The following is a 24,266-nucleotide window of genomic DNA, read 5'->3' as shown; positions in this document are numbered from 1 at the left end:
GAAAGCGGGAAAAATGTTGCTTCAGCACGGTTGAAGCAGCGAATTTCCCGCTCTCGCGAGCCTGGCGGAGGCTCGAGTGACTCGGGGCAGGTACCTCGGGTGGCTGGTCGCGGCATCCGCGGCGCTCGTTCTCGTGTGCGGGGTCGCAGTTACCATCGGGCCGGCAGCCGTGAGCCTCGGGCAGGTGGCGGGCAGCATCGGCGCGCACCTCGGGCTCTTGGGCGAACCTGTCCCGGTTCTCGTCGATTCGATCGTCTGGCAGCTGCGGCTGCCACGGGTGCTCACCGCCGCGCTGGTCGGCGCTGGGCTCGCGCTCAGTGGCGCGGTGATGCAGAGCGTGACACGCAACCCCCTCGCCGACCCGTACCTGCTGGGTTTGTCGAGCGGGGCATCTGTTGGCGCGGTCTGCGTGGTCATTCTCGGCATCGGCTTTGCGCTGCCCGCCGCCGCTTTTCTTGGCGCGCTGCTTGCCCTCATGGCGACGCTGAGCATCGCGAAGGTCGGCGGCACGATCACCCCGGTGCGGGCGGTACTCGCGGGGCTGGCCATCGCACAGTTGGCCGGCGCGCTGACTTCGTTCATCATCTTCTGGGCAGCCAAGGGCGATTCCTACCGAGAGATTCTCAACTGGCTGCTCGGCTCGGTGGCCGGCGCCACCTGGGAGAGCGTCGCGATCGCAGCGACAGCCGTTTTCGTCGTAGGCACGGGCATCCTCTTGTCGGCGACCCGGCTCGACGCCTTCGCCTTCGGTGATACCTCGGCGGCGAGCCTCGGCATCAACGTCAACCGCACCCGCTGGGCGCTGCTCGGATCGGTGGCCCTGCTGACCGGCGCCATGGTGGCCGTCAGCGGATCGATCGGTTTCATCGGGCTCATTCTGCCGCACCTCGTGCGCGGAGTGAGCGGGCCAGGACACCGCCGACTGCTGCCACTCGTTGCCATCTGTGGCGGGCTGTTCCTGGTCATCGCCGACACGCTCGCCCGCACGGTGTTCGACCCGCGCGAGCTGCCCGTTGGCATCATCACGGCGTTCATCGGCGTGCCCGTGTTCATTCTGCTGATCAAGAGAAGGAAGTCGCACCTGTGGGCGTAGACCTCGACCGGCTGTCGTTCTCGATCGACGGCACCAGGATTCTGCGGGGCGTCTCGGCGTCGCTGCCCACCGGCACCGTCACGGGTCTGCTCGGGCCGAACGGCGCCGGCAAGTCCACCCTGCTGCGCCTCGTGGCCGGCATCGACAAAGCGGATGCCGGCACTGTTTCCCTCGACGGCGTCTCGGTCGGGTCGCTGTCCCGGCGCGAAGCTGCCCGGCGCATCGCCCTGCTCGAACAGAATGCGGCGCCGAGCGTTGAACTGACCGTGCTCGAAGTCGCACTCCTCGGGCGCATTCCGCACCGCACCAAACTCATGGGCTCGTTCAGCGGTGACGAGGATCGCGCCGTCGCTCGCGACGCCCTCGAGGCGGTCGGCGCCTTATCGCTCGCCGACCGTTTGTGGCACACGCTCAGCGGCGGACAGCAGCAGCGCGTGCAGATTGCCCGGGCTATGGCTCAGCAACCGAGCCTGCTGCTGCTCGACGAACCGACCAACCACCTCGACGTGAGCGCCCAGCTCTCGCTGCTTGGACAGGTGCGCGAGCTCGGGGTGAGCGCCATCATGGCCCTGCACGACCTCAATCTCGCGGCGGCGTACTGCGACCACATTCTGTTGCTCGATGGCGGTCTGCTCGTGGCCTCCGGCACGCCCGCCGAGGTGCTCACCCCCGAGATCATCGGCGCCGTCTATGGCGTGGACTGCTTCATTCTGGAGCATCCGCGCGGCGGGCATCCGGTCATCGTCTATTCCGCGGCGGTGTCGGCATGAAGCGAGTGACGGTGCTGGCTGGCGGTGTCGGCGGTGCCCGCTTCACTCGCGGGCTGCTCGCGCACCTCGCCCTGGCCGCCCCGGATGCAGCGGTGACGGTGATCGTGAACACCGGCGATGACATGTGGCTCGATGGGCTGCGCATCTGCCCCGATCTCGACACGGTCATGTACACGCTTGGCGGCGGCATCAATGAGGAGCAGGGCTGGGGGCGCCCCGAAGAATCCCGCCGCGCGTCAGCTGAGATCGCCGCCTACGGTCGGGGTTGGTCCTGGTTCACCCTCGGCGACCTCGACCTGGCGACGCACATTGTGCGCACCGACCTGCTCCGAAACGGCTCAACGCTCTCACAGGCCACGGAATTTCTGTGCCGCCGCTGGCAGCCAGGAGTACGCCTGCTGCCGATGAGCGACCAGCCGGTGGAAACCCACGTATGCCTCGCCGAGAATATCGACGAGCACGCCGCGGGCGACTATATTCACTTTGAGGAATGGTGGGTGCGTTACCGCGCTCGAGTTGCGATCACCGGGTTCGAGCAGCGTGGGCTGGCCGACGCGGTCGCCGCTCCCGGTGTGCTGGCAGCCATCACCGAGGCCGACCTCGTGGTGCTGCCACCGTCGAACCCGGTCGTGTCGGTCGGCACGATCCTGGCCGTACCGGGCGTGCGCGAAGCCCTGCGTTCCACCAGTGCGCGAGTCGTCGGGGTGTCCCCGATCATCGGTGGCGCGGCGGTGCGCGGCATGGCCGATGCCTGCCTGCACGCCATCGGCGTCGAGACCAGTGCGCTCGCCGTCGGCCTGCACTATGGCACTCGCGCCGCGGGCGCCGACGGCAGCGGCGGCCTCCTCGATGCCTGGCTCATCGACGAAACGGATGCCGCAGCGCTGCCAGCTCTCGCGGCCGCCGGCATCCGCTCTGCTGCTGTGCCGTTGTGGATGACCGACCTGCCCGCGACGACCGCTATGGCTGCCGCCGTATTGGCTCTCGCGGCCGTCTCTTAGAGCAGCGCGCTCGTGTGCGGCCCGAGCCCGATCAGGCGCGCCGCGTCAAGGTCGGCCGCGGTGTCGACGTCGCGCCGCAGCGACGACGTCGGCGACAGGTCGAGCACCGCGTGTCCGTCGGCCTCGTGCGCGGCGCGAGAGCCGAGACCGAACCGCGGTGTGACCGTGACTCCTGCACGGGCGAACAGGGTCGTCGTACCCACACCGTCGGCATCGGCCACCATCGAGCGTGAGTGCACTGCGGCGAGTGCAAACGCCTTCTCCAGGTCGGCCGGGCGCAGGGCGGGCAGATCCCCGGTCATCACGGCCAGATTCGCTCGGGGATACGCCAGCCGAGTGGCAGCCAGGCCCCGCAGGATCGCCGCGTTCAACCGGGCATGCCCCGTTTCAGCGCTCGGCGTTTCCGACACGATGACCGCACCGAGCCCAGCGAGCAGCGCGCCCAGACGCGCACTCGCGGTCACCACGAATACCTGCTCCACAGCGGATGCTTCCACCAGCGCCGCCACCGTGTCGAGCGCGAACGCATCGGCGAGCGCCGCCCGCTCGAGCCCAGCACCGAGTCGGCTCTTCGCCTCTGCGCTTCCCTTCACCGGAACCACCACCACCCAGGACGGTGCGGCCGAAGGCGACGCTTCATGGCCGGCACCCGGGTATTCTTCCATCTGCCAAACGGTACCAGCAGCGTTCGTGCCCTGTGCCGCAACCCGGCGCGCGGTAGCCTCAAGGGTCGACTGCAATATCCGTCGACTCGAATACGTTCGTTTGAACGGCCCAGGAGGTTCCATGTCACTCACCACTCAGTCCCGCACGTTGCCGATGGCCATCATGACCTACCTCGAACGCAGCGCCAGCGCGAAGCCCGCCTCCGCCGGAACGACCTTCACCGAGAATGCGGTCGTCGTCGATGACGGCAAGACCTACACGGGCGAAACGGCCATCACCGCCTGGCTCTCCGGCAGCGCCGCCGAATTCGAGTACACGACCACCCAGCTCCGCACCGAGAAGGACGAGTCGTCGACGACCGTCGTCAACCGCATCGAGGGCAACTTTCCGGGCCGCAGTGTCGACCTGAACTACCGCTTCGAGCTCGACGCCGAGAGTGGCCTGATTCAAGCCCTCACCATCTCGATCTAGCTCTTCCCAGCCGCTGCAGCCAACCCGGCAACAAACCCCTCGCCATACCCTTCAGCGCGCGCCTCTGCCGTGCCGAGTCGAAACATGTCCGTGTCACTCGGTCGCTGTAGCGCCCGAGCGCCGGCTGCGTCCAGCTCGCCGACCAGTCGGCCGAGCCCCCGAATTACGGCGACCGGGTTGCCGCTGGTCTTGCCCTTGACCAGATCAGCGGCGCCGGCGATCTCGTCGGCGACCGCCGCGGCGGTGACGTCGAGGCGGCGACCCGAGACATCCGTTGTGCCGCGCAGGTCGTCGAGCACGGCGAGCCCGGCCGCGCCGATGGCGATATCGGTCTGGCCTTCCCGCCAGGGGCGCCCGGCGGTGTCGGTGATCAGCACTCCGAGGCGCAACCCGGTGCGCTCCCGGAGGGCAGCGCAGATCGCGCGCGCCGAACCATCCGGATCGACCGGCAGCAGCAGCACCACACCCTCGGGCGCATTGCTGGTGTCGACGCCGGCCGCGGCCATGACCAGGCCCTGCCGGTTCTCGACGATGCGGGTGACGCCGCCCGGGTGCGCCCGCGACGCCACGACGCGCACGGTCTCGTCCGTGATCGCCTGTTCGCGGTCGGCGGCCTGAACGACGCGTCCCTCGGCCTTGGAGACGATCTTGCTGGTCACCGCCACGATGTCGCCGTCGACCAGGCGCGACTGCGCGGCCTCATTGATCAGGGCAGCGAGGTCATCGCCAGCAGCGATCTCCCCGAAACCACCGAGGGTGAACACCTTGAGGCCGAACAGTTCCATGGCACCCACTTCGGCGGTGGCCGCGTCGGGCAGCGAATCGTGTGGCATCTAGCGCACCAGTTTCGGTAGAACGGATGCGCCGAAGACGTCGATCCACTGTTTTTGGTTGCGGCCCACGTTGTGCAGGTAGATTCGGTCGAACCCGAGGTCGACGAACCTTTGAATGTATCGGCGGTGCTCGTCGGGGTCGGCCGAGATGATCATGCGACCCTCGAAATCCTCCGGGCGCACAAGCTTGGCCAGCTGCTCGAACTCAAACGGTGAACGGATGTCGCTCTTCGGAAATCGCATGCCGCCGTTCGGCCACTCGTGCAGCGCATTGGCCATCGCCTCTTCGTCCGTCTCAGCCCAGCTCAGGTGCAGCTGTAGCACCCTGGGCATCGTCGAAGGGTCTTTCCCTGCCTCGCGAGCACCGTCGTCGAACTTGCCGAACAGCATTGAGATCTTCTCCAGCGGGGCGCCGACCGTGATCAGGCCGTCGGCCAGCCGGCCGGCGCGTTTGGCTGTGACCGGGCCGGCGGTGGCGACCAGAATCTCCGGGGCAACCGCCGGCATGGTCCACAGCCGGGTCGACTCGAGCTTGAAGAACTGGCCGGTGTGTTTGACGTCCCGGCCGGCCAGGGAACCGGCGAACAACTTGGAGATGATCTCAATGGCCTCGAACATGCGGTTGATGCGCTCGGGAGCCTCTGGCCAGTAGCCGCCCACGATGTGTTCGTTCAGGGCTTCACCGCTGCCCAGTCCCAGCCAGTGGCGGCCGGGATGCATCGAAGCGAGCGTCGCCGAGGCCTGGGCCACCATGGCCGGGTGCCATCGAAAGGTCGGGGCGGTCACGCCAGGGCCGAAATTGCCCGTGGTGCGTTCGGCGATCGAGGCGAGCACGCTCCAGACGAAGCTCGACTGCCCCTGCGCCGGAACCCAGGGCTGAAAGTGGTCGGCCGCCATCACACCGGTGAAACCGTGCTGCTCGGCGTAGGCCGAGAGTGCGACCGCTTCGGCCGGTGGGAACTGCTCCAACATGGCCGCATAGCCAATTTGCAACTCCGTCACTGTGACCTTTCCGCGCTCGAGATTGTTGTACCCATTCAATCGCAACACGGCGCGAGCCGCTTTCGATACCGCGGCGGCGGCATCCGCTTCACTCCTTATAGGCTGGTGGCATGCGCATTGCCACCTGGAACGTTAACTCCGTTCGTGCCCGCTCCGGGCGAATCGTCGACTGGATGGAACGCGAGGACATCGACGTTCTGGCCATGCAGGAGATCAAGTGCAAGCCAGAGCAGTTTCCGTCGCAGGCGTTCGAAGATGCCGGTTACGACCTCGCCATTCACGGCCTGAGCCAGTGGAATGGTGTGGCGTTTGCGAGCCGAGAACCGATGACGGATGTCGTTACCAATTTTCCGAATATGCCCGGCTTTCAGAAGGGGTCGGCCGGCCCCGATCAGCCGCTCGAGGCCCGCGCCCTCGGCGTGACCGTCAACGACCTGCGCCTGTGGAGTCTGTACGTGCCGAATGGCCGCGCCCTCGGCGACCCGCACTTCGCCTACAAGCTGGCCTGGCTGAAGGCGCTCCAGACCCACACGGCCGAGGAACTTCGCCGGCACCCCGCGCTCGCCCTGGCTATGATGGGCGACTGGAACGTCGCCCCACGCGACGAAGACATGGGCGACCCGAGCTTCGTGCCTGGCCAGTCCACCCACATCTCACCCGAGGAACGGGCGGCGTTCGACGCGTTCGAACGGGCAGGACTGACCGACGTCGTGCGGCCGATCGTGCCCGAAGGATTCACCTTCTGGGACTACAAGCAGCTGCGCTTTCCACGCAACGAGGGCATGCGCATCGACTTTATCCTCGGCTCGCCCGCCTTCGCCGACCTGGTAACGGATGCCAGCATCCACCGCAACGAACGCAAGGGCGACGCCCCGAGCGACCACGTTCCGGTGCTCGTCGACCTCGACCTCGGCGGTGATGACGACGACCGCCCAATGATTTTCTAAACCCTGCAGCCGGCCACACAGACACAGACGGCACCTGTCCCCGCCGTGAGGCCGAGGGCAGGTGCCGTCGTATGGTGCCAGGTGCTTGTTACGCGGAGATCTTCTCCGGTACCTGATACTTCGGGTGAGCCTGCTCGGCGGCGGCGTCGAATTCAGCGTCGATGTCGGCGTTGGGCTTGTAGGTCGCAAGGGAAACGACGACGGCTACGATCAGGCTGGCGGCAAAGCCGGGCACGATCTCGTACAGAATGTCGCCGAGCTCGGAGTTGCCCCAGATGAAGACGACGACGGCACCGGTGATCATGGAGGCCAGCGCGCCCGGGGTGGACAGCTTCTTCCAGTACAGGGAGAGGAGAACCACCGGGCCGAAGGCAGCTCCAAAACCGGCCCAGGCAAAGCCGACCAGGTCAAGAATAGTCGAATTTTGTTGCAGGGCGATGAGGCCCGCAATGACCGCCACGAGCAGCACGCCGAGGCGCCCGAACGTGACCAACTGCTTCGGGGAGGCGTCCTTGCCGACGATTCGATACAGGTCCTCGACCAGTGCCGAGGAAGACACGATCAGCTGCGAGGAGATCGTACTCATGATGGCTGCCAGCACCGCGGCCAGTACGAGGCCGGCGATGAAGGGGTGGAACAGCGTCTGGGAGAGCAGCAGGAAGACCGTTTCCGGGTTCGCGAGCGACAGGTCGGGGTTCTGCTGGAAGTACGCGATGCCGATAAGCGCCGTCGCGACAGCACCAAGAGCGGTGAGGATCATCCAGCCGATGCCGATGCGGCGACCGGCCTTGGCATCCTGCGGGGTGCGCATGGCCATGAAGCGCACGATGATGTGCGGCTGTCCGACGTAGCCGAGGCCCCAGGCTGCGGCCGAGATGACGCCCAGCACAGATCCGCCGGCCGTCAGGGAGAGCAGGTCAGGATTGACCTCACGAATGGAGTCGAGGGTTGCGGTGATTCCGCCGGTGGCGTTGAGAGCTACGAGGGGAACAGCAATTAGCGCAGCGAGCATGAGGATGCCCTGGGCGACGTCGGTGAGGGTAGCGCCGAGAAAACCGCCGAACAGCGTGTAGAGCAGGGTGACGCCGGCCACGATGAGCATGCCGGTGAGGAAGGTGGAGCCAAAGGATTCTTCAAAGAAGACGCCGCCGGCTACCATGCCGGACGACACATAGAACGTAAAGAAGACCAGGATGATCAGGCCGGAGACCACCCGCAACAGGCGCGACGTGTCCTTGAGCCGGTTCTCGAAGAAGCTCGGAATGGTAATGGAGTTCTTCGAAACGAAGGTATAGGAGCGCAGCCGTGGGGCGATGAATTTCCAGTTCAGCCAGGCACCGATGGTGAGGCCGATAGCGATCCAGGCCTCAACGAGACCAGACACGTAGATTGCGCCGGGAAGGCCAAGCAGAAGCCAGCCGGACATGTCGGAAGCTCCGGCGCTCAGGGCTGCTGTGCCCGGTTTGAGGCCGCGGCCGGCGAGCATGTAGTCGTCAAGATCTTTCGTCTGCCGAAAGGCGAAGTACCCGATGGCGACCATGCCAGCGAGGTATAAAACGATTGCGATTAACTGAAATGTTTGATCCGTCAATGGGATTCCTTTGTTGGGATGCCCGACGTACTGGACGTGATTACCCGAGGTGCCGGGCAAGCTCAAAGTTCCAGTCTCGCAGAAACACGGGCTTTTTACCATTTTCTGTCCCCCATTTGCCCAACTGGCTCGCGATCGTGTGGGATCCTGATTGGTCATGCACACAAATGACAGAGCTGTCGGCGTTGACCGCAAACTGACCAATTATGCTGACCGGGATTTCAGCAAGTTCATTCGGCGGGCCTTTCTTGCCTCAGCCGGACTGGACCCCGAAGACCTCGAACGACCCGTCGTCGGCATCGTCAATACGTCCTCGGATTTCACGACCTGCCACCGGGATATGCCGCAGCTGATCGAGAGCGTGAAACGTGGAGTGCTCGAAGCCGGCGGCCTGCCCTTCGTCTTTCCGGTCATGTCCATCGGCGAAATTCTGACCACCCCCACGAGCATGCTCTTTCGCAATCTCATGGCCATGGAACTCGAGGAGCAGCTCGGCAGCCAGCCGATGGATTCGGTGGTTCTGCTTGGCGGCTGCGACAAGACCGTTCCGGCCGAACTCATGGCGGCGGCGTCGGCCGACATTCCGGCGATTTCGCTCGTCGTCGGCCCCATGTCCGTCGGCAGCTACAAGGGCGAACGGCTCGGTGCCTGCACCGACTGTCGACGCCTGTGGTCGGAATTTCGCGCCGGCACGATCGACGAGACCACCATCGGTGAGATCAACCAGGAGCTCGCGCCGACCGCGGGCACCTGCATGGTGATGGGGACGGCCTCGACCATGGCCTGCGTCGTTGAAGCGATGGGAATGTCGCTTCCCTTCGCCGGCACCGCCCCGGCCGTATCAGCCCACCGGCTGCGACTCGGCGTGCAGACCGGTCGCCGGGCCGTCGAGATCGCCGCCGCCGGCCGCCGGCCGTCGCAGATCATGACCGCGGGAGCATTCCGCAATGCGGTGACCGTGCTCGCGGCGATCTCCGGCTCGACGAACGCCATCATCCATTTGACGGCGATTGCCCGGCGTCTCGGAATTGAGCTCGACCTCGACGACTTTCACGAGATCGCGGCGAGCACGCCGCTGCTGGTGGACTGCAAACCGGCCGGCCGGAACTACCTGCCGGACATGCACCGAGACGGCGGGGTTCCGGCCCTGCTTAAAACCCTCTCTCCGCTGCTCGATCTGGAGGTGCTGACCATCACCGGCCAGACCCTGGGCGAGGCCCTCGACGGTGCCATTGCCCCCCAGGCCTGGCAAAACACGGTGCACGCGCTCGATGACCCGCTCGGACCGACCGGCTCGCTCGTGGCATTGACCGGGTCGCTCGCACCGGACGGCGCCGTGATCAAGGTGGCGGCGGCATCCGCTCACCTGCTCGTGCACGAGGGGATCGCTGCGGTGTTCGACTCCCTCGACGACGTGGAGGCGCGGCTCAATGATGAGAGTCTCGCGCTGACCCCGGATCACGTGCTGGTCATGCGCAACATCGGGCCGGTCGGCGCCGGAATGCCGGAAGCCGGGTCGATCCCCATCCCCCGCTATCTGGCCCGGCAGGGCGTTCGCGACATGGTGCGCATCTCGGACGGCCGCATGAGCGGCACCGCCTACGGCACGATCGTGCTGCACTGTGCGCCGGAGGCCGCGATCGGCGGGCCGCTCGCCCTGGTTCGGGACGGCGACCGGATTCGGCTTGACGTGCCCGGACGTACCGTCGACCTGCTCGTCGATGACGAAGAACTCACGCGTCGGCGTGCCAACCTGCAGCTGCCGATCCTGCCTCCTCGAGGCTGGAGTCGACTGCACGCGTCAACGGTACTGCAGGCGCCCGAGGGTGCGGATCTGGACTTTCTGAGATAGGTACTTCTAGGATCAGGACGGATCGAGCAACTGCGCCAAGTGGATGCCGCGTCGGTCGCTGAGATCCTGCAGCTGGGTGCGGCAGGAGAAGCCGTCGGCGAGCACCACCGTCTCGGCCGCGGCGCCGCGCACCGCCGGGAGGAGTTGCTGCTCGGCCACGGCGACCGACACGTCGTAGTGGCCGCGTTCGACGCCGAAGTTGCCGGCCAGCCCACAGCATCCGCCCAGCTGGGTCAGCTCGGCGCCAGCGTTCTGCAACAGTGTCGCGTCAGGGCTCCAGCCCATCACGGCGTGGTGGTGGCAGTGCGGTTGGGCCACCACCGTCGTGCCCGCAAGGCTCGGCGGCAGGTAGTCGGGCAGCGTCGCCAGAAATTCGGCGAGCGTGTGGGTGGCCGCCGCCACGGGCTGTGCCGTCTCATGCCCGAGTAATTCGAGGGCATCGGAGCGGAGCACACCGGTGCAGGAGGGCTCGAGCCCCACGATCGGGATTCCGTCGGCCGCGACCGCGGCCAGCTGGCCGACCGTTCTGCCGAGGATGGTGCGCGCCGCATCGAGCTGACCGGTCGAGATCCAGGTAAGGCCACAACAGAGCGGCTGCTCGGGAATCTGCACGGTGCACCCAGCGGCTTCGAGCACCCGCACGGCCGCACGGCCAATCTCGGGCGTGAAATAGTTCGTGAAGGAATCCGCCCAGAGCAACACCGGGCGTGTGTTCTCGGCGGTGCGGCGCGGCTCGCGGGCCTGAAACCAGTCGGTGAAGGTCTGCTCGGCGAAGGCGGGAATCGAGCGACGGTGGTCGATACCGGCCAGCCGCAGCGCCAGTCGGCTCAGCAGGGGCAGCCGCACGAGCCGGTTGAGCAGCTTCGGGGCGACGGAGGCCAGTCGCGCCCACCGCGGCAGCCAGCCCAGCGAGTAGTGGGTGATCGGGCGCAGGCGCCCCTTAAAACTCTGGTGCAGCACCTCCGCCTTGTAGGCCGCCATGTCCACCCCGGTCGGACAATCCGAGGCGCAGCCCTTGCAGGACAGACACAGATCAAGGGCATCGTGCACCTGGGGCGAGCGCCAGTTCGCGCCACCCTGATTGATCATCTCCTGCAGCACCCGCGCCCGGCCCCGCGTGGAATCCTTCTCCTCCCGGGTCGCCAGGTAGGAGGGGCACATTACGCTGTCGCCGGCATTCTCCGCTCGACACAGGCCCACGCCGGTGCACCGGTGCACGGCCTGGCTGAAGTCGCCCCCGTCAGCGGCATACGACAGGGCCAGCCCGGCGCGTACCGACGGCGCGTGTGCCGAACGGATGTCCGCATCCAGCGGGCGCGGATCAACGACGATCCCGGGGTTCAGCACGTTGTCCGGGTCCATGATGGCCTTCACCGAGCCGAACAGGGCGAGTGCGGCCCTGGAATACATGATGGGCAGCAGCTCGCTCCGGGCCCGGCCGTCGCCGTGCTCACCGGAGAGCGACCCGCCATAGCTGGCCACGAGCCGGGCCGCATCCGTCATGAACGCCCGAAATCGGGACGAACCGTCGGGACGCCCGAACGGAAAATCGAGGCGCACGTGCACGCAGCCGTCACCAAAGTGCCCATACGGAAAACCCACCAGGTCATGCCCGCGGAGGAGCTCGTCGAAGTCGCGCAGGTAGGCGCCGAGTCGCTCCGGCGGCACGGCGGCGTCTTCCCAGCCGGAGTGGGCCGGCGCCCCGACCGGCGAACGGCCGGCCAGTCCAGCGCCGTCCTCCCGAATCTTCCACAGTTGGGCAGCCTGGCGTGGGTCGGTGATCACCTTCGCGTCCACCGCCGCACCGATCTGGCTCACGCGCCGGGCTCGGTCGCTCACCTCCTGCTGGTCTTCGCCCGACACCTCGATGAACAACCAGGCCGTGCCGGCCGGAAGCTCGGGAACGGCCTCTCGGCCTTTTCGGGTGCGCACGACATCGACGATGCGCGAGTCGAGCCCCTCGCAGGCGGTCGGCTGAAAGGGCAGCACGGTCATGACCGCATCGCCGGCTGAACCGATATCGGAGAAGCCGAGCACGACCATCCGCTTGTGGGCCACATCGGCGACCAGACTGACGCCAGCTTCCAGCACAATCGCCAGGCTTCCCTCGCTGCCGACCAACGCGCGCCGCAGATCGAAATCGCGCTCGGGCAGCAGGTGTTCGAGGGCATAGCCGGAGACCTGGCGTCCGAAACGGCCGAGTTCCGTGCGAATCGTGCCGAGCTCACCGCGCACGAGCTCGCGCAGGGCGTCGGTTTGAGGCGCGGTCGGGGTGCCCTCGCCCCCGAGAAAAAGCCGTTCGCCGGTTCCGGTGAGCACGTCGAGATGGGTCACGTTGTCGGCGGTTCGACCGTAGGCCAGGGTGCGCGAACCGCAGGCATTATTGCCGATCATGCCGCCGATGGTGCAGCGGGTGTGCGTCGACGGGTCGGGGCCAAAGCGCAAGCCGAGCTTCAGAGCCGCCTGCTGCAGCGTGGCGTGCACCGTTCCCGGCTGCACGACCGCCGTGCGGGCCTCGGCGTCGATCGACACGACCCGGTTCAGGTACCGACTGAAATCCAGGATGACGCCGGAACCGATGGCGTTACCGGCAACCGACGTGCCGGCACCGCGCGAGGTGAGGGGAATGCCACGGTCTCGGCACAATGCCAACGTCGTGGCCACATCATCAACGTCGCGCGGCATCACGACGGCCGACGGAACGACCCGGTACAGCGAAGCATCCGAGGAATACGCCGCCCGCGTCGTGTCGTCGTCGCGCACATGCCGCACCCCCCGAGAGCGCAGAGCGGTGGCCAGAGATTGCGGATGTGCGACGACGGTGTGCATGGGTAGCAATGCTACCGGCGTCGTATTGTGCACAATGCGCTCCGAAAATTCTTGCGCCCGGCCTTTGACTCCCGCCTCAAATTGGATACAGTATCCAAATGAGTCTTTGCAATGATGCAATCCAGCCGACACCCGTTCCGGCGCCCCGTGGCCGGGGCACACGATGACCGGCGCCAGCGATGACTGGCTCGGCCTGGACGCCCAGCGCGTTCTCGTTGCCGGTGCCGGGGGAATCGGCACCGCCTGCGCACTCGCCTTTCTGGAGGTTGGCGCCCAGGTTATCGTTGCCGACCTCAATGCCGAGCGGCTCGCCGAGCTGGATCCACGCATCATCGGCGTGCAGGCAGACCTGACGACCACGGCCGGGTGCGAGAGCGTGGTCGGCAGTGTGGTGGAACGGCTCGGCGGCCTCGATGTGCTCGTTCACGCGGTGGGTATCAACCATCGGGTTCCCGTGCTCGACCTGAACGACGACGACTGGCAGCGCATCCTCAACGTCAACCTCTCCAGCGCATTCCGTCTCGGCAAGGCTGCCGGCCGAATTATGATCGATGCCGGCTACGGGCGTCAGGTGTTCTGCTCCTCGGTTTCGAGCACTCTCGCCCACGCCGACCACGCGCCGTACGCGGCGAGCAAGGGCGGCCTCAACCAGCTCGTGCGGGTGATGGCGCGCGAGTGGGCCGCGTCCGGCGTCACGGTCAACGCCATCGCGCCGGGCTACACCGAGACCGAACTGACTCGCGCCCACCTGGACCGGCCCGGAATGCGGGACCACTACACCGAGCTCGTACCGGCCGGCCGGCTCGGCACCGTGGATGACCTCACCGGCTCCGTGCTCTTTCTGGCCTCCCGCCAGGCGGCCTTCGTCACCGGTCAGGTGCTCTTCATCGACGGCGGGCGAACCCTTGTCTGATCGGGCCGTGTTCGAACATGCTCAGGGCGGGCGCCTTCCGCTGCTGTCCCCGGCCGACCTCGACCCCGCCGGGCAACGCCTCTACGACGACATCGTCGCTCCCCCTCGCGGTGACGGGCCGTTCCTCGTGGTCGACGATGACGGCCTGCTGGCCGGTCCGTTCAACGCGCTGCTGTACTCCCCCGCCCTGGGCCAGGCCGTTGCGGCCCTCGGCGCGTCGCTGCGCTTTGCCGGCACGCTCGAGAACCGCACCCGCGAACTGGTGGTGTGCCTGATCGCCGCCGAATATGGCTGTGAGTACGAGTGGTACGCCCACAGCCGCGTGGCGACCACCGTCGGCATCACCCCGCTGGAATTGCAGGCGCTCGCCGATGGGGCGGCGCCCGACACAGTGACCGAGCTGGAGGCATCCGCTCTCGCCTTCGCGCTGGCACTCGTGCGGAAGCGGGCCGTCGATGCGGCCACCCACGCACGAGCGAAGCAGCACCACGGCCACGCCGGCCTGGTCGAGATCACCATCTTGGCGGGGTACTACCAGTTGCTGGCCGGTCTGTTGATCGCCTTCGACGTTCCCGCTCCCTCTGGAGTGACGGAGGTATCCTCGTGATCGACACCGATACCAGGTCGTCGCTGGACGGCATCAAGGTAGCCGATTTCTCCCGCGTTCTGGCCGGTCCGTTTGCCTCCATGATGCTCGCCGACTTTGGAGCCGACGTCATCAAGATCGAGCACCCGGCCGGGGACGACACCCGGGCCTGGGTTCCACCGGTCGATGCGAACGGCATGGGCTCCTACTTTGCCAGCGTCAACCGCAATAAAAGGTCCGTCGTCTGCGACCTGCGCACCGAAGCGGGGTTGGCCGAAGCCCGCAGCATTGCCCTCGCCGCCGATGTGGTGATCGAGAATTTTCGTCCGGGCGTGATGCAAAGATATGGGCTCGACGATACTTCATTGCGACTGGAGCGACCAGACGTGGTCTACTGTTCGATCACCGGTTTTGGAACGGATGCCGGCGCTCACCTTCCCGGGTACGACCTGCTGGTGCAGGCCGTCGGTGGCCTCATGAGCGTCACCGGATCCCCCGATTCCGAGCCCAGCAAGGTGGGCGTCGCGCTCGTCGACGTGATCACCGGCCAAAACGCCGTGGTGGGAATCCTCGCCTCCCTGCGGGTGCGAGATCGCACCGGTCAGGGGCAACGCGTTGAGGTGAACCTGCTCTCCTCGCTGCTCGCCGGCATGGTCAACCAGTCGTCGAGCACGCTTGCCACCGGAACGGCACCGCACCGAATGGGAAACGCACACCCGAGCATTGCGCCCTACGAAACCTTCAGCACCCAGGACGGCCCCATTGCCGTGGCGGTCGGCACCGACAAACAGTTCGCCAATCTGGTTCGCGTGCTCGGTCTGCCCGAGCTGGCCGACGACGACCGCTTCGGCAGCAATACTGAGCGTCTGGCGCATCGGGTGCAGCTCAAGGAACTGCTCGAGGAGCGATTGCAGCAACGGCCTGCCGCAGAGTGGTCGGCCGCTCTGCTCCCGGCCGGAGTGCCGGCCGGCAAGGTGAACTCGATTCTCGAAGCGCTCGAACTCGCCACGACGCTCGGCCTGGCTCCCGTCGTGGAGGTGACAGACGGCTCCCGTAGCAGTCGGCAGATCGCTAATCCCATTCGGCTCTCGCGCACCCCCGCACGCTATCTGCGACCGCCACCGTTGCTCGGCGAACACGCCGGAGCCAGGTTCAGCACCGCAGAACTAAATACCACCGCACTAAATACCACAGCACCCACCACGACCAGAAGGACAGCCCATGCTTGACACCTCAGATCTCATCGGCATTGAATCCCTGCTCACCGACACCGAGATCGCCCTGCGCGGAGAGGTTCGTTCCTTCGTCGACTCGTCGATCAAACCTAATATCGCGCTCTGGTACGAGAAAGCGATTTTTCCGCTTGAGATCGTGCCGGAAATGGCCAGGCTTGGGCTTCTCGGCATGCACCTGTCCGGCTACGGCTGCCCGGGCCGCACGTCGGTGGAATACGGCCTCGCGGCAATGGAACTGGAGGCGGGCGATTCTGGCCTGCGCACCTTCGTGAGCGTGCAGGGCTCCCTCGCCATGAGCGCGATTCACAAGCACGGCTCCGAGGAGCAGAAGAACGAGTGGCTGCCCCGCATGGCCGCCGGCGAGATCATCGGCTGCTTCGGCCTGACCGAGCCGACGGCCGGGTCTGACCCGGGAAGCATGACCACCTTCGCTCATCGTGATGGCTCCGACTGGGTACTGAACGGCACGAAACGGTGGATCGGACTCGCCTCCGTAGCGCAGGTAGCCATCATCTGGGCCATGACCGGAGACGGTATCCGCGGCTTCATCGTGCCCACCGACACTCCCGGCTTCGTCGCGACCCCGATCGAGCAAAAACTGTCGATGCGTGCCTCCATCCAATGCGAAATCCAGCTCACCGACCTGCGACTGCCGGACTCGGCGATGCTGCCCAAGGCTCGCGGTCTGCGCGGACCCTTCGAGTGCCTCAACGAGGCTCGCTACGGCATCATCTGGGGCGCGATGGGCGCTGCCCGAGACAGCTACCTCACCGTTCTCGACTACTCTCGCGAGCGGATGCAGTTCGGCAAGCCGCTCGCCGGCTACCAGCTGACCCAGCAGAAGCTCGTCAACATGGCACTCGAAATCAACAAGGGGACCCTGCTGGCCCTGCAGATCGGTCGGCTCAAGGACCTGGGCACGCTGTCACCGCACCAAATTTCGGTGGGCAAGTTGAACAACTGCCGGGAGGCCATCGAAGTCTGCCGGGAGGCGCGCGCCATGCTCGGCGGGAACGGCATCACCCTGGACTACTCCCCGATGCGCCACGCGAACAACCTCGAAAGCGTGCGCACTTATGAAGGTACCGATGAGGTGCACACCCTCGTTCTCGGCCAGCACATCACCGGCATCGCGGCCTTCCGCTAATAAGCGAGCGTGACGGGTGGGTTAGAGTCATGACCGTGACGCGACTAACTCTCCCCTCGGTGACCGGCCCACGGCCATCGACGGCTCCGGAATTCGTACTCAAGGAGCTGCGACGGCTGATCGTCGTCGGCGAGCTGGTTCCCGACCAGCCGCTTCGGCAGGACACCCTGGCCGAACGCCTCGGGGTGAGCCGGGTACCGGTTCGCGAAGCCCTGAACACGCTGGCAGCCGAGGGCCGGGTGGTGCACGAGCCGCACCGTGGCTACCGGGTTGCGCGATTGTCATTGGACGACCTACTGGAGGTCTACCGACTTCGGCAACTACTCGAGACCGAAGCCGTACGAACGACCATGGCCAATCCGCCGACCGGCGTGCTCAGCGATTTTCGCGCCGCTGCTCGGGCAGTCGAACTCGCCAGTGACGGCGGCGACCTGCTGGCGATGACCGAAGCCAATCGACGGTTTCACTTCGTGCTGGTAGCGGCAGCCGGTCTGCCGCGGCTGGAACGTATTGTCGGGGCCCTGTGGGACTCGACCGAGGCCTACCGGCTGCTCTACTACGAAACCCCCAGCAACCGGGAGCGCGTGGAGAGTGAACACTCCCAGATGGTGGAGGCCTTCGCCGCCGGCGACACCGATCGGCTGGTCCAGCTTCTGGACGACCATCGGCGACACGCTACGAATGCCCTCCAGACCCTGCTGACATAGAGCACCAGACTCGCGCAAACTATAGCCGGTAGGATTTTACTATGGCACGAGACGACGCACCGGAACGCACAACGCACGCTGACAAGGTTTACACCCTGTTGTTTGGTCAATTAATGAACGGCACGTTCGATCCGGGTGCTGCGCTGAACATTCCGACGCTGTCGCGGGAGTTCGAGGTGAGCCAAACTCCCATCCGCGAGGCGCTCGCTCGTCTCGAACACACCGGGCTCGTGCATCGCGAAGCCCTCCGCGGCTATTTCGTGGCGCCGCTGTTCAGCGAGGTCGAGCTGGACAAGCTCATGGAAGCCCGACTCGTGCTCGAACCGGCACTGGCGCTGGAGGCCGGCCGACGGGTGACGCCCGAGTTTCTCGCGAAGCTTCTGGTGCCCATCGATGACCTGCTGCGTCTGTCGGAGTCCCAGGTGGTGCGTTCATTTCGGGAGTACTGGTCCGCCGACGAAGAGTTTCACACTCTCATCGCCAAGCAGTCGGCGAACCCCTTTCTCGAGGGGGCCTACCGGTCGCTCGGCGGGCAGGTACAGCGCTTTCGTCTGTTCGTGAAACTCGGTTCAGCGGATGCCCGATTCGCCGCCGCGGAACACCGGAAGATCTACGATGCATTCGTGGCGCGTGCGCCAGAAGCCGCTGCGGATCTGATGCGCCACCACATTGAAAGCGCCCGGCTGCGTGCTCTCAGCGACCGCAAAACCATCCTCGCGAACGAATAGCCGCGTTCCGGCAGCCGGCTAGACGACGCGAAAGCTCAGCTCGCCGACTCCGTCGACACCACCACGAACCTCATTGCCGGTCACGATGGCGCCGACCCCGGCCGGCGTGCCGGTGAAGATCAGATCGCCCGGCCGGAGTGTGACGAAGCGCGACAGCGATGCGACCACCTCCGGAACCGACCAGATCTGGTCGTCGAGATCGCCGCGCTGACGGCTGTGGCCACCCACGCTCAACCACACGGTTCCGGCAGCCGGATGGCCGATCCGGGAGGCCGCCACGAGCGGGGTGCAGGGTCCGGAAAAGTCGAACCCCTTGGACAGCTCCCACGGGCGCCGAAGCGACTTGGCCTCGTCCTGGAGGTCGCGCCGCGTCAGGTCTATCCCGGCGCCGTAGCCCCAGACGTGGCTGAGGGCATCCGCTGCCGTGATATTGCTGCCGCCGGTGCCGATCGCCACGACGAGTTCCATCTCATAGTGCAGATTGGCGGTCTCCGGCGGATAGGGCACCTCGTGCGGGGCGATCCCCAACTCCGGAACGCCCTCGTCGACGGCGAACACGGCATCGGCCGGCTTGGCGAAGAAGAAGGGCGGCTCCCGATCGGGGTCGTTACCCAGTTCGCGCGCGTGATCGGCATAGTTGCGCCCAACGCAATACACCCGGCGCAGGTAGTAGCGATCCTCCGACTCAGTGATCGGAAGGCTCGGCGCGGTCGGCGGCGAGGAGACGGCAGGGAGCGGATTGATCGGGTTCATTATTTCACTATAGTATGCTCTTAGTAAGCAAACTATAGGCGGGATCGAATCAATGAAGACTCACGTCATCGTCGCCGGAGCGGGCATCGTCGGGCTGTCCACTGCCTACGAGCTCACGCGCCGAGGCCACCGCGTGACCGTGCTGGAGAAGGAACCTGGCGTTGCGGCGCACCAGACCGGCAACAATTCCGGCGTCATCCACTCCGGCCTGTACTACACCCCTGGAAGTCTCAAGGCGACGCTGGGCCAGGCCGGGGCGATTTCGATGGAACGCTTTGCGAAAGACAACGGGGTGGCCATCGATATCTGCGGAAAGCTCGTTGTGGCCACGAATGCGTCTCAGGTACCCGCGCTGGAACGGCTGTACAAGCGCGGTCAGGCCAACGGGGTGGGCTGCAGCGTTGTCAGTACGTCAGAAGCGCGCGAAGTTGAGCCTCACGTCAACGCCGTGGCAGCGTTGAAGGTGCCGTCGACCGGAATCGTGGACTACCGCGGCGTTTGTACCGCACTGCGTCGGCTGATCGAGCAGGGCGGCGGCGAGGTGCTCTTCGACCAGAAGATCGTGGCCGTCACGACCCATCCGGACGCGGTGACGGTCAGCACGAAGGTGGCGGAATTTCGTGCCGACGAGTTCGTGAACTGCGCCGGGCTGCACAGCGATCGGGTCGCCAGTCTGGCCGGCCTGAAACCGGACGTTCGGATCATTCCGTTTCGGGGCGAATACTTTGAGCTCACGCCCGAGTCCACGCACCTGGTAAACGGTCTCATCTATCCGGTGCCGGACCCGGCGTTTCCGTTCCTCGGAGTGCACCTGACCAAGATGGTCAAGGGTGGCGTTCACGCCGGCCCCAATGCGGTCTTCGCTCTCGCCCGCGAAGGCTATACCTGGCTTCAGATCAACCCCCGGGATACCTGGGAGAGCGCCAGGTGGCCGGGTCTGTGGAAGTTGGGCAAGAAGTTCTGGCGAAACGGCCTCGATGAGGTCGCCCGTTCCCTGTCGCAGAAGCGCTTTCTGGCGAGCCTGCGCGAGCTCGTTCCCGCCCTGGCCGACGACAGTCTGGTGCCCACCCACGCCGGGGTGCGCGCTCAGGCCATGCGGCGAGACGGCAGCTTGGTCGACGATTTCTACTTCGAACGCGCCCCCCGGCAAATTCACGTGCTGAATGCGCCGTCCCCGGCCGCGACGGCCGGGTTGGAAATCGGCCGTGCTGTTGCCGATGAATTGGCGGCCATACGATGACTGAGCCGACGCGGGTGGTGCTGCCGCGCATTCTGGTCCCGGGCGCGCTGCCCGCGCGGGATCGCGGCAACGGCGCATCCACTGTTGCTCTCGTCACCAAGGCGATTGGCGCCCAGACCTTTCTCAACGGCCTGACCACCTTCGAACCGGGAGCCGCTATCGGTCACCACAGCCACAACTGCATCGAGAGCGTGGTTGTCGTTCAGGGCGAAGCAATCGTGAACATCGACGGCGTGGAAACACCGTTGTCGACCTTTGACACCACGTTTGTTCCCGCCGATATCCCGCATCACTTTCGCAACGCGTCGATGGTCAACCCCATGCGCATCCTCTGGACCTACGGGTCAGCCGATGCCACCCGCACGATGGTGGACACCGGTGTAACGGGCCGAATCGACGGCGAAGACCACGGCTAGACCGCTGCCAGTTGAATGGCGCTAGGCGCGCGCGTCACCGAACCTGCGGTCGACGAAAGCGTGATGGGCGATGCCGAGGTGGGCGGCCATGAGCGCGGCCGCCACCTCGGGGTGCCGTTTCAGGATGGCGACGGCGAGATCGCGGTGAAACGCCACGCTGCGGGCGATGTCCTCGTCGGAGTAGTAATAGAAGGTACCCAGCGACAGTGACGATGCCGTGAGTGTTCGCACGATCTGAACCAGTCGGGGGGCTCTGGCCGCCGCCAGAATGAGATCGTGGAACTCCTGGTTGTTCGTCAACAGCTCCGCGCGATAGGTCGGTGACCGCGTTTCATTGATCGCCTCCATCGCCCGCACCGATTCAAACAGCGCATCGGCTTCGTCGTCCGACCGGATGATCGCGGCCAGCCCCGCCGCTTTGGACTCCAGAATTTGTCGCAGGTCAAAGACTTCGTCAATGTCAGAGCGGGTCAGCTGTGCCACGAAAGCACCCCGATGGGGCTCCGTGATGACGAGACTTTCCTCGGTCAGTCGGCGCAGGGCCGCCCGCACGGGAGAACGGCTGACGCCGAGCTCGTCGGTGAGAACGGACTCGAGCAGGTGCTGGCCCGGTCGGTAGGCACCCGAAACGATGCGGCCACGCACCAACGCGTAGACGCTGTCGTCTGCACCTGCCATTGTTCTTCCCGTTCTCAATCGACTCAGCTGCTGTACAGCAGCTGAAGCTTAGCGTCAGTGTTCGCGCGGCATTCTCGCCCGAGAGTCGTGGTGCGACAAACGCTCCAGCAGGTAATCGACCTCGGCCCTGGTCGCGTCTGTCATTCTCCCCGCCGGCGACCGCTGGGCGGCAGAAGCAAGAACACCACGTTGCTGGAAGACGTACTTGCGTACCGCCAAACCGATGCCCGGCTGCTGCTCGTAGCGAATCAGCGGAAGGTGGGCATCGAACAGGTCGTGCGCCGCGTCGCGCTTGCCCGCAGCGGTCAATGCAACCGTGTCGACGAGCATTTCCGGAAAGCAATAGCCGGTCATGGCGCCGTCGGCACCACGTTCCGTTTCGAAGTCCAGAAAGAGGCCGCCGTTGCCGCAGAGGATCGACAGCCGCGGCATGGTGTCGGTAGCCTCATAGCCGCGCAGGGTGGTGATCTTGTCGAGTCCGGGCCAGTCCTCGTGCTTGAGCATGAGGGCGTTGTCGTTCTCGAGGGCAATCCGTCGGATCACCTGGGGTGTCATCACCACGGAGAAGGTCAGCGGATAATCCTGGATGACAAAGGGCGTTTCGGTGCCGATGGCGGCACTGGCTCCCGCGTAGTAGCCCACGATTTGATCGTCGGTGCGCAGCGAAACGGGTGGGGCAATCATGACGCCCGCCGCTCCGGCATCCATCACGGCCGCAGTCAGGGCCTGCATCGCCGCAAAGCCCGGTGCGGAAGCCCCGACGATGATGGGGAAGGTGGTGCGTTCCACGAACCGCGTGGCGATCCGTACCGCTTCCTCGGCCGAGAGCTTCGGTGCTTCGCCGAGCTGTCCCAGAACGGTCAGCCCATCGACCCCGGACTCGTTGTAGAACTCGATGAGGCGGTCGAGCGAGACGTAGTCCACGGCCCCGTCCTCGAGGAACGGGGTGGGGGCGATGGCGTAGACCCCGGCGGTAGTTCGCGAAAATGATCCCGTCTTCACCGCCGTGCTGCCCGCGTGTGCAGTCATCCGCTCAGACACTAGCGATCAGTCCTCCATCGATGCGGATGGTCGATCCGGTGATGTAGGAAGCCGCCTCGCTGGCCAGGAACGCGACGGTTTTTCCGTACTCATCGGGTGTCCCGTAGCGGCCGAGCGGAATAGCGGCTTCGCTTTCGGCGGTCACGTCGGCCACCGCACGACCGTCGCGTGTGGCCTTCGCTTCGTCGAGAAAGGCGATGCGCCCAGTCATGATGCGGCCGGGCAAGACGATGTTCGCGGTGATGCCATCGCCGCCGACTTCGCGGGCGAGGGTCTTGGACCACCCGACCAGGGTTGATCGCAGTGCATTCGACAATCCCAGGTTGGGGATGGGGGCGATCACTCCCGAACTCGTGCTCGTGATGATGCGGCCCCACTGTCGCTGGCGCATTCCGGGAAGCACCCGATCGGTCAGTGCGATCACCGGAAGGACTATGGACTGGAAGTAGCTGGTCCACTCCACGGCGGGCACGCCGCTCACCGGCGTGGGTTTGGGTCCGCCGGTCATATTGATGAGGATGTCGATTCCGCCGAGGCGCTGTTCCACCAGGCTGACCTGTCGGTCCATCTCGACCAGATCGGCGAGGTCCCAGGCGAAGGCTTCGGCTCGGCCGCCGGCGTCGGTGATGGCGGTGACGGTAGCAACGGCACCGGCCAGGGTTCTGCTGGCGACAGCGACAGAGGCGCCCTCGGCGGCCAGGGCGCGGGCGATGGCTCCTCCCAGGCCACCGCCCGCACCCAGCACGAGTGCCGTTTTCGTTGCGATTCCCAAGTCCATGGTGATCCTTTCGTTGAAGTGCCGGCTGTCAGTTCTGGTCGCGTGCGAGCGTTGTTTCGAGCAACCAGCCGACCGCAGAATCAATGTGATCTGCCGTGCCCGGAGCTGGCGGGGTCTGTCGCAGGGAACGAATCGTCTGCTGATAGCGCCCCGAGGTGCCGGCCAGCACCGTTCCCGGCAGGCCGATTTCATTCAGCTGGGCGATGGCACGATGCACCTCGTGGGATCGCCGCTCGGCGTGCACCACGTGCGTGCGCACGATGGCGTTGAGAAATTGCGTGAATCCGGCCTGGTTGATGTCGTCGAGGACCAGGTACAACTCGTCCCGAACGCCCTGACTCTCGGCCGCGATCAGGCATTCCACTCCGAGGGCTTCCAGCCCCTTGGTAAGCACCGTGCGCAAAAGCTTCAACGTCATGGCATCGCCAGGTTCGCCGTCCGTGAGGGCGCGGGCCGGGGCCAGAATCTTTGCGAAATCGGCCAGTGCGGTTTCCGCTCGAGCCCCGGCGAGAAGGATCGGGGTCTGCAACCCGGTGAGCGCCACGGCGCCCATGATCGCGGCGTCGACATACGCGACGTCCCTGGCGCTCATCCGCTCGCTCATTTCTTTCTTGCCCGCGGCGGTGGCGGTACTCAGGTCCACGTAGACCGCGTCGGCGCGAAGAAAGGGCAGGGCCGCTTCGGCCGCGCTGTGCGCGACATCGCCGGGCACGCAGGCCCAGACCCGATCCATCTCACCGAGCCACTCGCCGATGTTTTCCTTCAACTCGACGTCGAGGTACCGGGCGCAGTCCAGGGCCTGCGGTGAGGGGAACGAATCGCACAGCACCACGTCGAATGCCTCTGCCGCGGCGGCCGCGTAGAGCCGTCCAACCTCACCGCAACCGATGATGGCCAGCTTCATTGGGTTCCTATCAATCGATTGATTCCTAACCCGACTGTACGAAATTCAGACAATCCTGTCAATGTCGAGGAAAACTTGCCGATAA

Annotated in this window: 24 protein-coding genes; 14 read left to right on the top strand and 10 right to left on the bottom strand. The window is 65.7% G+C overall.

Going from position 1 to position 24,266, the window contains the following annotated elements; translation table 11 throughout:
• Positions 1–76 precede the first annotated feature (76 nt).
• Genes CJ028_RS16425 through cofD form a run of 3 tightly spaced genes read left to right on the top strand, consistent with a single transcriptional unit; the run spans position 77 to position 2,864 of the window.
• Positions 77–1,093 carry a putative F420-0 ABC transporter permease subunit gene (locus CJ028_RS16425; RefSeq protein ID WP_105036296.1) on the top strand — a complete coding sequence of 339 codons (1,017 nt, stop codon included), beginning with the start codon at positions 77–79 and terminating at the stop codon, positions 1,091–1,093.
• A complete protein-coding gene (locus CJ028_RS16420; protein WP_105036295.1) occupies positions 1,084–1,863 on the top strand; it encodes an ABC transporter ATP-binding protein in 780 nt (259 codons plus the stop codon). Before CJ028_RS16425 ends, CJ028_RS16420 begins: the two co-directional genes overlap by 10 nt.
• A complete protein-coding gene (gene cofD / locus CJ028_RS16415; RefSeq protein ID WP_105036294.1) occupies positions 1,860–2,864 on the top strand; it encodes a 2-phospho-L-lactate transferase in 1,005 nt (334 codons plus the stop codon). Before CJ028_RS16420 ends, cofD begins: the two co-directional genes overlap by 4 nt.
• Here cofD and cofC read toward each other — a convergent pair.
• Positions 2,861–3,529, bottom strand: coding sequence for a 2-phospho-L-lactate guanylyltransferase (gene cofC, locus CJ028_RS16410; protein WP_105036293.1), 669 nt, complete (start codon positions 3,527–3,529; stop codon positions 2,861–2,863). The genes cofD and cofC overlap by 4 nt on opposite strands.
• A 121-nt stretch (positions 3,530–3,650) precedes the next feature.
• Here cofC and CJ028_RS16405 point away from each other — a divergent pair, with 121 nt between their 5' ends.
• On the top strand, positions 3,651–4,001 hold the full coding sequence (locus CJ028_RS16405; RefSeq protein ID WP_105036292.1) for a hypothetical protein: 351 nt from the start codon (positions 3,651–3,653) through the stop codon (positions 3,999–4,001).
• Here the strand turns inward: CJ028_RS16405 and CJ028_RS16400 are convergent.
• Both CJ028_RS16400 and CJ028_RS16395 read right to left on the bottom strand, forming a co-directional pair.
• A complete protein-coding gene (locus tag CJ028_RS16400; protein WP_105036371.1) occupies positions 3,998–4,786 on the bottom strand; it encodes a coenzyme F420-0:L-glutamate ligase in 789 nt (262 codons plus the stop codon). The two genes, CJ028_RS16405 and CJ028_RS16400, sit on opposite strands and share 4 nt — an antisense overlap.
• Before the next feature lie 48 nt (positions 4,787–4,834).
• On the bottom strand, positions 4,835–5,881 hold the full coding sequence (locus tag CJ028_RS16395; RefSeq protein WP_439099056.1) for a TIGR03557 family F420-dependent LLM class oxidoreductase: 1,047 nt from the start codon (positions 5,879–5,881) through the stop codon (positions 4,835–4,837).
• Positions 5,882–5,946: 65 nt separating this feature from the next.
• Between CJ028_RS16395 and CJ028_RS16390 the strand changes: the two genes are divergently transcribed.
• Complete coding sequence (locus CJ028_RS16390; RefSeq protein WP_105036291.1) at positions 5,947–6,783, top strand: exodeoxyribonuclease III; 837 nt, start codon at positions 5,947–5,949, stop codon at positions 6,781–6,783.
• Positions 6,784–6,871: 88 nt separating this feature from the next.
• Here the strand turns inward: CJ028_RS16390 and putP are convergent, their stop codons facing one another.
• Positions 6,872–8,374 (bottom strand): sodium/proline symporter PutP, encoded by a 1,503-nt coding sequence (gene putP, locus CJ028_RS16385; protein WP_105036290.1) that lies wholly within the window; start codon positions 8,372–8,374, stop codon positions 6,872–6,874.
• A 157-nt stretch (positions 8,375–8,531) separates the two neighbouring features.
• Here putP and CJ028_RS16380 point away from each other — a divergent pair, with 157 nt between their 5' ends.
• On the top strand, positions 8,532–10,226 hold the full coding sequence (locus CJ028_RS16380; protein WP_105036289.1) for a dihydroxy-acid dehydratase: 1,695 nt from the start codon (positions 8,532–8,534) through the stop codon (positions 10,224–10,226).
• Between the two features lie 12 nt (positions 10,227–10,238).
• On the opposite strand, the gene CJ028_RS16375 is transcribed toward CJ028_RS16380, so the two are convergent.
• Positions 10,239–13,055, bottom strand: coding sequence for an FAD-binding and (Fe-S)-binding domain-containing protein (locus tag CJ028_RS16375; protein WP_105036288.1), 2,817 nt, complete (start codon positions 13,053–13,055; stop codon positions 10,239–10,241).
• A 163-nt stretch (positions 13,056–13,218) separates the two neighbouring features.
• Here CJ028_RS16375 and CJ028_RS16370 point away from each other — a divergent pair, with 163 nt between their 5' ends.
• The 6 genes from CJ028_RS16370 to CJ028_RS16345 are packed head-to-tail and all read left to right on the top strand — an operon-like array spanning position 13,219 to position 18,371.
• Entirely contained in the window at positions 13,219–13,968 is a 750-nt protein-coding gene (locus CJ028_RS16370; RefSeq protein WP_205684075.1) for an SDR family NAD(P)-dependent oxidoreductase, read from the top strand.
• Entirely contained in the window at positions 13,961–14,575 is a 615-nt protein-coding gene (locus tag CJ028_RS16365; RefSeq protein ID WP_240607365.1) for a carboxymuconolactone decarboxylase family protein, read from the top strand. The genes CJ028_RS16370 and CJ028_RS16365 overlap by 8 nt, the downstream gene beginning before the upstream one ends.
• On the top strand, positions 14,572–15,783 hold the full coding sequence (locus tag CJ028_RS16360; protein ID WP_276309396.1) for a CaiB/BaiF CoA transferase family protein: 1,212 nt from the start codon (positions 14,572–14,574) through the stop codon (positions 15,781–15,783). Before CJ028_RS16365 ends, CJ028_RS16360 begins: the two co-directional genes overlap by 4 nt.
• Complete coding sequence (locus tag CJ028_RS16355; protein WP_105036286.1) at positions 15,776–16,936, top strand: acyl-CoA dehydrogenase family protein; 1,161 nt, start codon at positions 15,776–15,778, stop codon at positions 16,934–16,936. The genes CJ028_RS16360 and CJ028_RS16355 overlap by 8 nt, the downstream gene beginning before the upstream one ends.
• A 35-nt stretch (positions 16,937–16,971) precedes the next feature.
• Positions 16,972–17,643: a GntR family transcriptional regulator gene (locus tag CJ028_RS16350; protein WP_240607364.1), complete on the top strand. Its 672-nt coding sequence runs from the start codon at positions 16,972–16,974 to the stop codon at positions 17,641–17,643.
• Between the two features lie 41 nt (positions 17,644–17,684).
• Complete coding sequence (locus CJ028_RS16345; protein ID WP_105036284.1) at positions 17,685–18,371, top strand: GntR family transcriptional regulator; 687 nt, start codon at positions 17,685–17,687, stop codon at positions 18,369–18,371.
• A gap of 18 nt (positions 18,372–18,389) precedes the next feature.
• Here CJ028_RS16345 and CJ028_RS16340 read toward each other — a convergent pair whose 3' ends face one another.
• Complete coding sequence (locus CJ028_RS16340) at positions 18,390–19,124, bottom strand: fumarylacetoacetate hydrolase family protein (protein ID WP_105036283.1); 735 nt, start codon at positions 19,122–19,124, stop codon at positions 18,390–18,392.
• 52 nt (positions 19,125–19,176) lie between these two features.
• Here CJ028_RS16340 and lhgD point away from each other — a divergent pair, with 52 nt between their 5' ends.
• Both lhgD and CJ028_RS16330 read left to right on the top strand, forming a co-directional pair.
• On the top strand, positions 19,177–20,364 hold the full coding sequence (gene lhgD, locus CJ028_RS16335) for an L-2-hydroxyglutarate dehydrogenase (protein WP_105036282.1): 1,188 nt from the start codon (positions 19,177–19,179) through the stop codon (positions 20,362–20,364).
• The gene (locus CJ028_RS16330) at positions 20,361–20,780 is read left to right on the top strand and encodes a cupin domain-containing protein (protein ID WP_105036281.1); all 420 of its coding nucleotides are present in this window, start codon (positions 20,361–20,363) and stop codon (positions 20,778–20,780) included. The genes lhgD and CJ028_RS16330 overlap by 4 nt, the downstream gene beginning before the upstream one ends.
• Positions 20,781–20,801: 21 nt before the next feature.
• Here CJ028_RS16330 and CJ028_RS16325 read toward each other — a convergent pair whose 3' ends face one another.
• Genes CJ028_RS16325 through CJ028_RS16310 form a run of 4 tightly spaced genes read right to left on the bottom strand, consistent with a single transcriptional unit; the run spans position 20,802 to position 24,181 of the window.
• A complete protein-coding gene (locus tag CJ028_RS16325) occupies positions 20,802–21,458 on the bottom strand; it encodes a GntR family transcriptional regulator (RefSeq protein WP_105036280.1) in 657 nt (218 codons plus the stop codon).
• Between the two features lie 54 nt (positions 21,459–21,512).
• Entirely contained in the window at positions 21,513–22,487 is a 975-nt protein-coding gene (locus CJ028_RS16320; RefSeq protein ID WP_105036279.1) for a dihydrodipicolinate synthase family protein, read from the bottom strand.
• A gap of 4 nt (positions 22,488–22,491) precedes the next feature.
• Positions 22,492–23,277: an SDR family oxidoreductase gene (locus CJ028_RS16315; RefSeq protein WP_105036278.1), complete on the bottom strand. Its 786-nt coding sequence runs from the start codon at positions 23,275–23,277 to the stop codon at positions 22,492–22,494.
• A gap of 28 nt (positions 23,278–23,305) precedes the next feature.
• Positions 23,306–24,181: an NAD(P)-dependent oxidoreductase gene (locus tag CJ028_RS16310; protein WP_105036277.1), complete on the bottom strand. Its 876-nt coding sequence runs from the start codon at positions 24,179–24,181 to the stop codon at positions 23,306–23,308.
• Positions 24,182–24,266: the final 85 nt, after the last annotated feature.

The organism is Cryobacterium aureum (assembly GCF_002954245.1).
Classification (GTDB): Bacteria; Actinomycetota; Actinomycetes; order Actinomycetales; family Microbacteriaceae; genus Cryobacterium; species Cryobacterium aureum.
The sequence above is the reverse complement of the archived record's forward strand: the minus strand, read 5'-3'. Positions and strand labels throughout refer to the sequence as shown.

Coding starts and splice junctions, on each gene's coding strand:
- cofD (WP_105036294.1), top strand. CDS start 1,860: ATGAAGCGAGTGACGGTGCTGGCTGGCGGTGTCGGCGGTGCCCGCTTC.
- cofC (WP_105036293.1), bottom strand. CDS start 3,529: ATGGAAGAATACCCGGGTGCCGGCCATGAAGCGTCGCCTTCGGCCGCA.
- CJ028_RS16405 (WP_105036292.1), top strand. CDS start 3,651: ATGTCACTCACCACTCAGTCCCGCACGTTGCCGATGGCCATCATGACC.
- CJ028_RS16400 (WP_105036371.1), bottom strand. CDS start 4,786: ATGGAACTGTTCGGCCTCAAGGTGTTCACCCTCGGTGGTTTCGGGGAG.
- CJ028_RS16390 (WP_105036291.1), top strand. CDS start 5,947: ATGCGCATTGCCACCTGGAACGTTAACTCCGTTCGTGCCCGCTCCGGG.
- CJ028_RS16380 (WP_105036289.1), top strand. CDS start 8,532: ATGCACACAAATGACAGAGCTGTCGGCGTTGACCGCAAACTGACCAAT.
- CJ028_RS16375 (WP_105036288.1), bottom strand. CDS start 13,055: ATGCACACCGTCGTCGCACATCCGCAATCTCTGGCCACCGCTCTGCGC.
- CJ028_RS16370 (WP_205684075.1), top strand. CDS start 13,219: ATGACCGGCGCCAGCGATGACTGGCTCGGCCTGGACGCCCAGCGCGTT.
- CJ028_RS16355 (WP_105036286.1), top strand. CDS start 15,776: ATGCTTGACACCTCAGATCTCATCGGCATTGAATCCCTGCTCACCGAC.
- CJ028_RS16345 (WP_105036284.1), top strand. CDS start 17,685: ATGGCACGAGACGACGCACCGGAACGCACAACGCACGCTGACAAGGTT.
- CJ028_RS16340 (WP_105036283.1), bottom strand. CDS start 19,124: ATGAACCCGATCAATCCGCTCCCTGCCGTCTCCTCGCCGCCGACCGCG.
- lhgD (WP_105036282.1), top strand. CDS start 19,177: ATGAAGACTCACGTCATCGTCGCCGGAGCGGGCATCGTCGGGCTGTCC.
- CJ028_RS16330 (WP_105036281.1), top strand. CDS start 20,361: ATGACTGAGCCGACGCGGGTGGTGCTGCCGCGCATTCTGGTCCCGGGC.
- CJ028_RS16325 (WP_105036280.1), bottom strand. CDS start 21,458: ATGGCAGGTGCAGACGACAGCGTCTACGCGTTGGTGCGTGGCCGCATC.
- CJ028_RS16320 (WP_105036279.1), bottom strand. CDS start 22,487: ATGACTGCACACGCGGGCAGCACGGCGGTGAAGACGGGATCATTTTCG.
- CJ028_RS16315 (WP_105036278.1), bottom strand. CDS start 23,277: ATGGACTTGGGAATCGCAACGAAAACGGCACTCGTGCTGGGTGCGGGC.
- CJ028_RS16310 (WP_105036277.1), bottom strand. CDS start 24,181: ATGAAGCTGGCCATCATCGGTTGCGGTGAGGTTGGACGGCTCTACGCG.